The sequence below is a fragment of the Curtobacterium sp. PhB115 genome (genome assembly GCF_003752025.1).
GTDB lineage: Bacteria > Actinomycetota > Actinomycetes > Actinomycetales > Microbacteriaceae > Curtobacterium.
The window spans coordinates 62,387-74,106 of the sequence record NZ_RJKR01000008.1 but is presented as its reverse complement, the minus strand read 5'-3'; the positions used below and the strand labels follow the sequence as shown (position 1 = coordinate 74,106).

At 72.6% G+C, this 11,720-nt stretch carries 8 protein-coding genes; 1 reads left to right on the top strand and 7 read right to left on the bottom strand.

All coding sequences use genetic code 11. The features are described from left to right. Positions 1-134: 134 nt before the first annotated feature. The 7 genes from EDF19_RS11865 to EDF19_RS11835 all read right to left on the bottom strand — a co-directional run bounded on the left by EDF19_RS11865 (position 135) and on the right by EDF19_RS11835 (position 9,547). A complete protein-coding gene (locus EDF19_RS11865) occupies positions 135-1,076 on the bottom strand; it encodes a cation-transporting ATPase (protein WP_260217130.1) in 942 nt (313 codons plus the stop codon). Between the two features lie 506 nt (positions 1,077-1,582). Then, positions 1,583-2,044, bottom strand: a complete 462-nt coding sequence (locus tag EDF19_RS11860) for a DUF2510 domain-containing protein (protein ID WP_185022808.1) — start codon at positions 2,042-2,044, stop codon at positions 1,583-1,585. A 117-nt stretch (positions 2,045-2,161) separates the two neighbouring features. Next, positions 2,162-3,430 carry a D-arabinono-1,4-lactone oxidase gene (locus tag EDF19_RS11855; protein ID WP_123681095.1) on the bottom strand — a complete coding sequence of 423 codons (1,269 nt, stop codon included), beginning with the start codon at positions 3,428-3,430 and terminating at the stop codon, positions 2,162-2,164. A gap of 17 nt (positions 3,431-3,447) precedes the next feature. After that, on the bottom strand, positions 3,448-4,983 hold the full coding sequence (araA, locus tag EDF19_RS11850) for an L-arabinose isomerase (protein WP_123681094.1): 1,536 nt from the start codon (positions 4,981-4,983) through the stop codon (positions 3,448-3,450). Then, the gene (locus EDF19_RS11845) at positions 4,980-5,678 is read right to left on the bottom strand and encodes an L-ribulose-5-phosphate 4-epimerase (RefSeq protein ID WP_123681093.1); all 699 of its coding nucleotides are present in this window, start codon (positions 5,676-5,678) and stop codon (positions 4,980-4,982) included. Before EDF19_RS11845 ends, araA begins: the two co-directional genes overlap by 4 nt. Beyond that, positions 5,675-7,402 (bottom strand): xylulokinase, encoded by a 1,728-nt coding sequence (locus EDF19_RS11840; RefSeq protein ID WP_123681092.1) that lies wholly within the window; start codon positions 7,400-7,402, stop codon positions 5,675-5,677. The genes EDF19_RS11845 and EDF19_RS11840 overlap by 4 nt, the downstream gene beginning before the upstream one ends. Positions 7,403-8,533: 1,131 nt before the next feature. After that, on the bottom strand, positions 8,534-9,547 hold the full coding sequence (locus tag EDF19_RS11835; protein WP_123681091.1) for a LacI family DNA-binding transcriptional regulator: 1,014 nt from the start codon (positions 9,545-9,547) through the stop codon (positions 8,534-8,536). Between the two features lie 175 nt (positions 9,548-9,722). Between EDF19_RS11835 and EDF19_RS11830 the strand changes: the two genes are divergently transcribed. Then, a complete protein-coding gene (locus EDF19_RS11830; RefSeq protein WP_123681090.1) occupies positions 9,723-11,720 on the top strand; it encodes a glycoside hydrolase family 127 protein in 1,998 nt (665 codons plus the stop codon).

Genomic DNA, 11,720 nt, shown 5'->3' with positions numbered 1-11,720 from the left:
CCGCCGGGCGGCATCCATCCTGACACCGCGACGGTGGCCCGTCCGAATCTCGCGCGCCTCGGACGACGCACGACGAAACATTGCAAGCAACGTACGTCGTCCCGCTATTCCCGATGAGTTCGCACCGGAGTGTCTCAGCGGTCGAAGAGCCCGCCGAGGAAGTCGCCGCCCAGGTTCGATGCCTGCTCGCCGAGCCCGGATGCCTGCTCGCCGAAGCCGCCGAGCAGCTGCTCACCCTCGCCGACCAAGCCCTCGACGCCACCGCCGAGGTCACCGCCGAGATCCCCGCCGAGGTCGCCACCGAGGTCGCCGAGTCCAAGGTCACCCATGCCCGAGGCGATGCCCTCGAAGTCCACGCCGAGGTCGGCTGCCCCGGCCAGGACCGGCCCGGCGGCGGCGCTGAGCACGGCTCCCCCGGCGACTGCGACCCCGAGGCCGCCGAGCGCCATCGCACCCGCACCGACCGCAGCCCCGCCCGCGAAGGCCCCACCGCGGCCGCTCCCACCACCGCGTCCGCGACCACCGAGCACGCGTCGGATCAGGCCAGGACGCTGGACCTCGCCCCGCGTCATCGCCCGGGCCATGCCTCCCGCGGAGTCGTCACGCAGGTGCTCGTTCGGCGGGAGCTCCGAGTTCAGGCGGTCGCGCACCTGCTGTCGCTGCGCCGGGGTGAGGCGGGCGAAGGCGTCGTGGTGGACCTGCTCGAGCTGGTCGGGTGACGAGGTGCGCAGCAGGTAGTCGTACTTCGCGAGCGCGACCTTGTCGGAGTCCCCCGGCCCGGCCTGCGGCTGCTGGCCGTACGGCTGCTGGCCGTACTGCGGCTGCGCCTGGCCCGGCGGCTGCTGCTGCTGCTGCTGCTGCTGCTGCTGACCGTACGACTGCTGGCCGGGCTGCTGCTGCCGACCCCGATCGTCACCGGTCAAGCGGTCCGCCGCACCCCGGACGACGTCCCGCCAGTCCGTCGTTGCGCCACGCTGGGCGGCGCTGCCGGGTGCGGCCTCGCCCTGCCCGCGCTTCTGGAGCTGCTTGTCGATGGCCTTCGAGGCCATGCCGAGGATGCGGTTGAAGTTCGCCATGCCCCGACCTTTGCGTCTTCACATGTGCGCTCCCAGCGACGATCCGGCGGGTCGCCAGGGCATCCGATGGGCATCCCCTGTGAGCTTCACCGCAACATTTCACCGAACAGATCGTCGTAGGCTGGTCCCGGTCACGTCACCGCCGGAGCGTGACCTGGGCGAACGGCTGAGGCCCGGGACTGCGACAACAGTTCCGGGCCTCGATTCGCCTTCCGAGTGGAAAGCCAAGGGATGCAAAACCCATCCCGAGTCCAACGCTCGGAACCGATGGTAGCCGAGCCCGCTCGGCGACGCATCCCTCGGCCGAAGCTCCTCGAGTCAGCCGGCGACGACACCAGGAGGTCAACGATGTCGAACGACACCGATGATCGGTCCAGACGTCGGGTGCCCTGGCTGGGGATCGCGAGCTTGCTCGTGACCGTGGTCAGGCTCTTGATCGATCTGTCCCGCAAGGACGGAGGACCCGGGTGTCCCGCATCGCGCTCTGTGCTGCGGGACACCTGCCCTCACCCGAGCAGCTGCGTCACCCGCGCCACGAAGGCGACGGAGACCACCAGTCCGAGGATGACCGCCGCGAGCGAGACCCCGAACCCGGTGATCCGTTGTCCGGTGAGCTGCCCGGCACGCGCCAGGCCGATCACGCCGAACACGATCCCGAGGATCCCCGGGATCGCGAACACGTTGAAGAGGAAGCCGATGAGCGCGAGGACCAGTCCCGCGTAGCCGTACGGGTTCGCCGCACGGGTTGCACGGTCCTCGGCGACCCGTGCCTGCCGTCCGCGGAGGGGCGGTTCGGAGACGACCGGCCGGTACTCGGACGGCGCCGGCGGACGCGGGACCTGTTCCCACACCGGGGCCGGCACGGGGGCAGGCTGCGGTGCCGGAGCTCCCCACCGTGCTCCGTCCCACCATCGGGTCCGGTTCGGGTCCTGCGGGTCCGGGTACCACCCGGCGATCGGCAGCGTCACTGTTCTCCCCTTCGTTGCCTCCGGGGAGGCTACGGAACGACGACCGCGCACCGCATGCCCCAGTGCTGGTGCCACGGAACACACCATGCCCAGGCCTGGAGGCCCGTGGTGCGCCCCTCAGGCCAGCACGCGCTCCAGGAAGGGGTTGCGGAAGCGCCCCGCTGGGTCGAGTTCGCGGGCGAGCGCCGCGAACGCGGACAGGTGCGGGTACGCCTCGTGCAGCCGCTCGGCACTCGCGGCCGACACCTTCCCCCAGTGCGGGCGGGGGTCGAAGGGCGCGAGCACCTCCTCGATCCGCTCCACCGCGGCGGCCACGGCGGTTGCGTCCCGGCGGAACGTGAAGTGGAGGCCGACCGACTGCCGCTCGGACGACGGCGCGAGCCAGGCGGTGTCCGCGGCGATCGTCCGGACCTCGGCGGCGATGAGGATCGGGGCGAACAGGGCCTCGAGCGGCCGGAGTGCCTGCAGTGCGGCGACCGCCGACGCGGCCGGGATCAGGTACTCGGCCTGGATCTCGGCTCCGGTCGACGGTGTGAACGAGGACCGGAAGTGCGGCAGCCGCTCGGACCACGCCCCCGGCACGCCACCCTGCTCGGTGACGCCGGCGGGGTCGTTCTCCCCCGGGTGCACGGGGCCGGTGGCGGGCCGCGCTCCGAGGGCGACGAGGTCCACCGTCGGCGCTGGCTCGTCGCTGCGGTGCTTCACCCAGACCTGCCGGGCACCACGGTCGTCGAACGAGGTGAACATCGACACCGAGTACGCGTCGGACATGATCCGGTCGAACGACGATGCCACCGCGTCCCACGGCAGGTCGAGGTGCACGGTCGTGGCGACCTGGAACGTGGGCTCGATCGCGAGCTCCACCGCAGTGACGACCCCGAGCGCGCCGAGTGCCACCCGGTGGGCGTCGAGGTGACCGTCACCTGCCGAGACGTGCACCAGGTCGCCGAAGGCGTGCACCACGTCCAGCCCGACCACCGCCTGCGCGAGCGACGGGTTGCGGACGCCGGAGCCGTGCGTGCCCGTGGCGACGGCCCCGGCCGTGGAGATGTGCGGCAGGGACGCGAGGTTCCCGAGTGCCCAGCCACGGGCCTCCAGGCCGGCCGCGACCTGACTGTGCGTCATGCCGGCAGCCACGCGCACGACCCGACGCGACGTGTCGATGTCGAGGACCGGTGGCAGGTCCTGCAGGGACACCTGAACGGCGTCGGTGTCGGCGATCGTGTTGAACGAGTGCCGTGAGCCGAGCGCCGTCAGGCGCGGTGTCGACGCGACCAGTTCCTGCAACGAGGCCACCGACGTCGGACGCGCCAGACCGGACGCCCGGTAGGTGACGTTCCCGGCCCAGTTCGTCCGCGTGCGCTGCGCTGCGATCACGTCGGTCATCGTACGGTCCGTGCCCCTCAGAAGCCGCGGTCGAGACGGTGCCACGTCTGCTGGAGACGCAGCTCGTCGCGGAAGCCGCGGGCGGTGGTGTGCTCGTCGATGACCAGGAACTCGGTGCCGACCATGGTCGCGAAGTCCTCGACCACCTGCAGGCCCACGGCGGTCGTCATGACGGTGTGGTGGGCGGCACCGGCGGTGAGCCAGGCCTCGGCGGCGACGGGGAACGACGGGCGCGGCTCCCAGACGGCACGGCCGACCGGCAGCTTGGGCAACGCGGCAGTCGGCGGCACGACGTCGACGACGTTCGCGGTGAGGCGGAAGCCGTCGCGGGTGTCCGAGAGCGCGACCACGACGGCCTCGCCGGAGTCGGCGGTGAAGACCAGGCGGACCGGGTCGTCCTTGCCGCCGATGCCGAGCGGGTGGATCTCCAGCGTCGGCTTGTCGGCGGTCAGGGTCGGCGAGACCTCGAGCATGTGGGCCCCGAGGATCTTCTCGGCCCCGGGCGTGAGGTCGTAGGTGTAGTCCTCCATCAGGCTCGCACCACCGGGCAGGCCGGCGCCGGCGACGTTCATCGCGCGGACCAGGACGGCCGTCTTCCAGTCGCCCTCGGCGCCGAAGCCGTAGCCGTCGGCCATCAGGCGCTGGACGGCGAGGCCGGGCAGCTGCTTGAGCGTGCCGAGGTCCTCGAAGTTGGTGGTGAAGGCGGCGGACCCGTTCTGCGCGAGCAGGGTGCGGAGGCCGATCTCGATCGCGGCGCCGTCGCGGAGCGCGGCGTGCCGTTCGCCGCCGTCGCTGCGGAGTGACGGGTCGACGTCGTAGTCGCGCTCGTACGTCGCCACGAGCGCGTCGACCGCCGCGGTGTCCGCCTCCGCAGCGGTGACCGCTGCCGCCAGCTCGTTCACCGCCCAGGTATTGACCTGCACGCCGAGCTCGATCTCGGCCTCGGTCTTGTCGCCCTCGGTGACGGCGACGTACCGCATGTTGTCGCCGAAGCGGGTCAGCTTCAGCTCACGGACGGCCGCGGCACCGGCTGCGGCACGGGTCCAGTTCGCGACGCGCTGCTGCACGCGCGGGTCCGAGACGTGGCCGGCGGCGGTGGCGTGCCGGACGCCGAGGCGGGCGAGCGCATAGCCGAACTCCCGGTCGCCGTGCGCTGCCTGGTTGAGGTTCATGAAGTCGAAGTCGATGTCCGCCCAGGGCAGCGTGACGTTCGCCTGCGTGTGCAGGTGCAGCAGCGGCTTCGTCAGGGCCTGCAGGCCACCGATCCACATCTTCGCCGGGCTGAACGTGTGCATCCACGTGGTGACGCCGATGACCTTGTCGTCGGCGCTCGCCTCGATCAGGGCGCGGCGGATGCCGTCGGCGTCCTTGAGGACGGGCTTCCACACGAGCTTCACCGGCAGGTGCCCGGCGAGTTCCGCGTGGACCGCCTTGCTCTGCTCCTCGACCTGGCGCAGGGTCTCCTCGCCGTACAGGCCCTGGGACCCGGTGAGGAACCAGACCTCGTAGCCGTCGAGTGTGGCCTGGGGGTCGACGGTGGTCTCCTGCGTCATCGCATGGCTCCTTCGGGGTTCTGTCCGTAGACGTTCTGGTAGCGATCGAAGAGTCGATCGATGTCTGACTGCGCGATCGGGACGGTCTCCCCGCCCTGCTTCGCGATGTGGACCGTGCGTGCCACGTCCTCGCACATCACGGCGGCCTTCACGGCGTCCTTCGCGTCCTTGCCGATGGTGAAGACACCGTGGTTCTGCATGAGGACGGCGCGGGAACGGTGGCCGCTGAGGGTCTCGACGATCCCGTGTCCGATCGAGTCGTCGCCGATGATCGCGAACGGGCCGACCGGGATCGGTCCGCCGAACTCGTCCGCCATCGCGGTGATCACGCAGGGGATCTCCTCGGCACGGGCCGCCCAGGCGGTCGCGTACGTCGAGTGGGTGTGCACGACCCCGCCGACCTCGGGCATGTTCCGGTACACGTACGCGTGGGCTGCGGTGTCGGACGACGGGCCGTGCTCGTTGCCCCAGCCGTCGGCCGGCAGACCGTCGAGCGTGCAGACCACCTGGTTCTCGGGGGTCAGGTCGTCGCTCGAGACGCCGCTCGGCTTGATGACGAACAGGTCCGTGCCCGGCACGCGCTCGGAGACGTTGCCGCCGGTCCAGATCACGAGGCCGTAGCGCACCAGTTCGCCGTGCAGGCGTGCGACGCGTTCGCGGGTGGTGGCGACCGCCTGCTGGGTCTCGTCGGTCATCTGGTCACTTCCTCTGCCTGGAGGCGCGGGTCGGCGCCGTCGGTCTGCTCGGCCGGGTGGGTGGTCGCGCTGGGGCGGGTCGCCGCGGCTGTGGTCGCGACGGTTCTCGTCGCCGCAGCGGCGACGTCCTGCACGGGCAGTGCGGCCCGGTAGCGCGCCAGGTAGGTCTGGAACCCGTCGACGTCGCTCGGCTCGGGGTCCACCACGTGCACCGCGTCCCCGCCGAACACCGTGTCGGACAGGTAGTCGGCGAGCTGCTGGTCGGTGTGCTCCAGGTACGAGGCCAGGACGGCGATGCCCCAGGCACCGCCCTCGCCGGCGGTCTCCTCGAGCGCGATCGGCACACGGAGTGCCGCGGCGAGCAGGCGCTGCGGGGTGCCCGGCGTGCGGAACAGTCCGCCGTGCGCGGTCATCCGGTCCACCTGCACCTGTTCGCCGTGCAGGACGTCCATGCCGATCGCCAGGGTGGCGAACGCGCCGTGCACCTCGGAACGCACCAGGTTGCCCAGGGTGAAGCGCGCGTCGGGGGTGCGGAGCAGCAGGGGCCGGCCGTCCTCGACGTGGGTGACGGGTTCGCCCGCCAGGTAGTTGAAGGAGAGCAGGCCGCCGGCGTCGGGGTCGGCGTCCTCCGCCTCGGCCAGCAGTGTCGCGTAGACCGAGTCGATGTCCGGCGGGGTGCCGCCGGTCCGCGCGCTCGACGCCTCGGCGAAGCGCCCGAACACCCGGGCCCAGCTCGCGATCTCGCTCGCTCCGTTGTTGCAGTGCACCATCGCCACGGCGTCGCCCGCCGGGGTCGTCACGACGTCGAGCTCCTCGTGCGCGGTCGCGAGGGGGTGCTCGAGCACGACCATCGCGAAAATGCTCGTGCCGACGCTGACGTTGCCGGTGCGGGGTGCGACGGCGTTCGTCGCGACCATGCCGGTGCCGGCGTCGCCCTCGGGTGCGCAGAGCGGGGCGCCCGGCTCGAGCGTGCCGGTGGGGTCGAGCCACGCGGCACCGTCGGCGGTGAGGGCGCCGGCGTCCTCACCGGCGACGAGGACGTCGGGCAGCAGTGCCCGCAGGTCCGGCACACCGATCAGGTCCTGCGCGGTGGCGAGCATGGCGTGGTCGAAGTCCTTCGAGCCCGGGTCGCCGGGGCCGCTGTCGACGGGGCCGCCCTCGATCGGGAAGACCCCGGAGGCGTCACCGACCCCGAGCACGTTCCTGCCGGTCAGCCGTCGGTGCACGTAGCCGGCCAGCGTCGTGACGCTCGCGATCTCCGGCACGTGCGGCTCGTCGTCGAGGACGGCCTGGTACAGGTGCGCGATCGACCAGCGGAGCGGGATGTTGAAGCCGAGCGCCTCGGAGAGCCGTTCGGCCGCGGGTCCCGTGGAGGTGTTGCGCCAGGTCCGGAACGGCACGAGCAGCTCGTCCGAGGCGTCGAACGCCAGGTAGCCGTGCATCATCGCGCTCACGCCGACGGCACGGTAGGTGCTCGGGCGGACGTCGTACTGCGCCTCGACGTCGGCGACGAGGGCGGCGTACGCGGCGCGGAGCCCGGTCTCGACCGCCTCGAGGGAGTAGGTCCAGCGGCCGTCGACGAACTCGTTCTCCCACTCGTACGAGCCGGCGGCGATGGGTGTGAGCCCCTCGTCGACCAGGCACGCCTTGATCCGGGTGGAGCCGAGCTCGATCCCCAGTGTGGTGCGGCCGTCCACGACCTGCTGTCGGCGGTCGTCACTCATGCGTTCCTCCCCGAACTCCGTCGTTCTCGTGAGCGCTCACATCCTGGCACGTGAGCGCTCACTCGCACAATGCCCGGCGCGCCGCCCGTCGTCCCGCGCCCCGCACGCCCGCCAGTCCCGCCCGTCCCACCCGTCCCACTCGCCCGCCAGTCCCGCGCGTCCCACTCGCCCGCCCGTCCCGCGCCGCCAGTACTGCCCCGCCCGGCCCTGCCCGGCCCCGCCCCGTCCCGTCCGGCCCCGCCCCGCCCGGCCCCGCCCGCCCCACTCGTCCCACCCGTCCTCTCGTCCCACTCGCCCGCCTGCCCCCACCCCGCCCGCCCCACCGGTCGAAACACCCCGCTCAGCTCCCCCGGCCGGTCACGCACCGTCGTCCGGAGCAACTGCAGCCGACCGTTCCTGACCGGTCGACGACCTACGCACGACAGGTCGTGACCGCGCGACGAACGAGGGCGACGACGACGTGCGACCCACTGACACCCCACACCCGCGCAGGTCCCGACCACCCGCCACCCCACACCCGCGCACGTCCCGACCACCCGCCACCGCACACCCGCGCACGTCCCGACCACCCGCCGCCCCACACCCGCGCACGTCCCGGCCACCCGCCGCCCCGCGGCCGCGCACGTCCCGGCGACCCGCCGCCCCGCCGCCCCGCGGCCGCGCATGCCAGCTCGCCGAACCCGTGCCACTCCGAACAGCCGCGCCCGGTGTGGTCACGACACCCCGCTGCCTCCCCATCGCGCGGTCACGAACTGTCAGCTGGAGGCACGCCGAGCGCCGGTTCGTGACCACTCGTGCACGGAGGACGGGGTGTCGTGACCGCTCAGGGCCGACCGCAACGCGAACCGGCACCGCCACCGCGCCGGGCCGGGCCGCGCCGCGCCGCGCCGCGCCGCGCCGAACCCGTGCCACTCCGAACAGCCGCGCCCGGTGCGGTCACGACACCCCGCCGCCTCCCCACCGCGCGGTCACGAACTGTCAGCTGGAGGCACGCCGAGCGACGAGTCGTGACCGCTCGACCACGGCGGACGGGGTGTTGTGACCGCGCTACGCGCTACGCGCTACGCGCCGCGCCCGCGGCCCGCGCCGCACCCGCGCTACGCGCCTGCGGTGGCCCGCGCCGCACCCGCGCTACGCGCCTGCGGTGCTCTCGCGGACGACGAGGGACGGGGTCACCGCGGCCGAGGCCGCCGCGCCTCCGTCGATGAGGTCGAGCAACGCCCGCCCCGCCACACGCCCGAGCTCCTCGAGCCGCAGGTCCACCGTCGTCAGCGGCGGCCGCGACGCCAGCGCCATCACGTCCCAGTCGTCGTACCCGGTGACCGCGACGTCCCCGGGCACGGACCGGCCGGTCTCCCGCAGCCGATCGCACACGCCCCGCGCGATCTGGTCGCTGCCGCACACGATCGCGTCGACGTCGGGAGACTCCCGCGCCAGCACGTCCACGGCCTGCCGCCCCCACCGCTCCGACCACTCGCCGTACAGCGGCGGGGTGACCAGTCGCGACCCGAGCACCGACGACGCACCGGCGACACGTCGGACGGCCGACTGGTGTCGCTCGGGCCCGGTGACGATCGCCACCCGCTGCCGGCCGAGCGTCAACACGTGCGAGGCGACGAGCGCCGACCCCGCCGAGTCGTCGAGGGTGATCGACACGTCCGACGCCGAGGTCGACGGCGTGAACGCGTACACGACCGGGATCGCCACGTCGATCGGTGGTCGCGGGTCGGCGGAGCGTCCGGTCACGATGATGCCGTCGACCCCGCGGGCCGCGAGGGACCGGAGGTAGTGGGCTTCGCGGACGTGGTCGTCGCGGGTGTCGCAGAGCAGCACGGCCATCTGCCCGGCGGACAGGGCGTCCTCGGCGCCGAGCAGCACCGGGATCGAGAACCGGCCGAACGAGTCGGTGGTGATCATGCCGACGGTGTACGTGCGGCCGGAGGACAGCGCGCGGGCTCGGGCGTCGCCGACGAACCCGAGCTTCTCGGCGGCGTCCTTCACCCGCGCTCGCGTCGAGTCACGGAGCTGCCCGGTGCCGTTCAGCGCCTTGGACGCAGTACCGATCGACACCCCGGCGAGCGCGGCGACGTCGGTGATCCGGACGGGTTGAGCGCCGCGGTCGACACCGGTGCGTTCGAGGGTCACGGCAAATTCCTTTCCGGATCGCGGGACGTGACGATGAGCATACGCAGAAAACCCCCAGTGCCTCTTGCGCGGCGCAGATCGGTGTCGTAACGTCCACCGCAGAAACCGTTTTCCGAAATTGCTGCACGCGCGGCACGCACCGGGACGGCATCCAGTCACATCGCAAGGAGGCGACATGACCACCACGTTCGCGACGGACACCCGGGCACGCACCGCGACCCCGGTCCTCCCGACCGCCGACGCGCACCTCGCACTCCGGCCGCTGCCGGCCGGGGACGCCCGCATCACCGGGGGCTTCTGGGCCCTCCGGCAGGAACGCAACGGCCGTGACGCCGTGCGCGGCGGGTACGCACTGCTCGAGGCCGCAGGGAACTTCCGGAACCTGCGGATCGCCGCCGGACTCGAGGAGGGCGAGGCGACCGGCCCGATCTTCATGGACTCCGACGTGACGAAGTGGCTCGAAGCGGTGGCCTGGGAGATCGGGCGCGCACCCGCCGACGACCTGCTGGAACTGCAGCGCGAGGTCACCGCCCTGTACGCCCAGGCGCAGGCCGACGACGGCTACCTCGACTCCGTGCAGCAGATCCGGGGGAAGGGCGAGCGGTACACGGACCTCAAGTGGAGCCACGAGATGTACTGCGCCGGGCACCTGTACCAGGCCGCCGTGGCACAGCACCGCGCGACCGGGGACACCGGCCTGCTCGAGGTCGCCGTCAAGAACGCCGACCACCTGGTCCGCACGTTCGGCGACGGCACCGCACCGGACGGCACGCCGAAGACCCAGGACGTCGACGGCCACCCCGTCGTCGAGATGGGCCTCGTCGAGCTCTACCGCGAGACTGGCAACCGCGACTACCTCGACCTGGCGCACTGGTTCGTCGACGCCCGCGGCCACGGCATCATCGAGCGGGCCGGCGGCGAGCCGACGTACTTCTCGGACCGTGTGCCGAGCCGGCAGGCCACGACGGTGGAGGGCCACGCTGTCCGCGCCGTGTACCTGGCGGCCGGGGCTGTCGACGTCGCGGTGGAGACCGGGGACACCGAGCTCCTCGACGCGAGCGAGCAGCAGTTCGCCGACATGATGGCGACGAAGGCGTTCATCACCGGTGGCCTCGGGGCCCGCTGGGACTGGGAGGCGTTCGGCGACCCGTACGAGCTGCCGACCGACCGCGGCTACGCAGAGACCTGCGCAGCCATCGGCGGGATCCAGTGGGCCTGGCGACTGCTGCTGGCGACCGGCAAGCCCGTCTACGCCGACGCCATCGAGCGTCTGCTGTACAACGCGTTCCTGGCCGGCGTGAGCCTCGGCGGGACCGAGTACTTCTACGTGAACCCCCTGCAGCAGCGGGACCACGCCCACCAGGACGAGAACCGCTCCCCCGCACACGGGCGCCGCGGCTGGTTCGACTGCGCGTGCTGCCCGCCGAACATCATGCGGACGTTCGCGAGCCTCGACGGCTACCTGGCGACCGCGACCGACGGCGGCCTGCAGATCCACCAGTACGCGACGGCGACCCTCGGGCCGGTGACGGTCGAGACCGGCTACCCGCACGACGGCCACGTGGTCGTCACGGTCACCGAGGACGGCCCCCTCGCGCTCGGCCTGCGGATCCCAGCGTGGTCCGACTCGACGACCGTCACGGGTCCGGACGGTCACGCCGAACCGGAGCCCGGCACGCTGCACGTCATCGACCGCGAGTGGTCGGCAGGCGACACGGTCGAGCTCGCCTTCGACACCACGCCGCACCGGTACGTCGCGGACACCCGCATCGACGCCGCCCGCGGGCAGGTCGCCATCGAGCGCGGCCCCCTCGTGTACGCGGTGGAGCAGGCGGACCAGCAGGGCTTCACGGTCGACGACCTGACGGTCGACGCGGACGCGCCGATCACCGAGGAGCGTCGCGACGACCTGCTCGACGGCATCGTCACGCTGCGCGTGCCGGGTCACGCCCCTGCCGGACACGAGCAGGCAGCGTGGCCGTACCAGCGGCTGGACGCGACCCGGTCTGGAGGCGCGGATCACGCCGTGGACGTGACCCGCGTCGACGACGCGGCCGGTTCGCAGGGCGCCACCCCGGACCTCCCGGCCGTCACCGCGACAGCGGTTCCCTACTACGCCTGGGCGAACCGCGGAGCCGCGCCGATGCGCGTCTGGCTCCCGCTGGCGCGGTGA

Bases quoted from the DNA above. Each gene is read 5' to 3' on its own strand.
- EDF19_RS11855 (WP_123681095.1), bottom strand. From the start codon at position 3,430: ATGACCGACGTGATCGCAGCGCAGCGCACGCGGACGAACTGGGCCGGG.
- EDF19_RS11830 (WP_123681090.1), top strand. From the start codon at position 9,723: ATGACCACCACGTTCGCGACGGACACCCGGGCACGCACCGCGACCCCG.
- araA (WP_123681094.1), bottom strand. From the start codon at position 4,983: ATGACGCAGGAGACCACCGTCGACCCCCAGGCCACACTCGACGGCTAC.
- EDF19_RS11845 (WP_123681093.1), bottom strand. From the start codon at position 5,678: ATGACCGACGAGACCCAGCAGGCGGTCGCCACCACCCGCGAACGCGTC.
- EDF19_RS11865 (WP_260217130.1), bottom strand. From the start codon at position 1,076: ATGGCGAACTTCAACCGCATCCTCGGCATGGCCTCGAAGGCCATCGAC.
- EDF19_RS11840 (WP_123681092.1), bottom strand. From the start codon at position 7,402: ATGAGTGACGACCGCCGACAGCAGGTCGTGGACGGCCGCACCACACTG.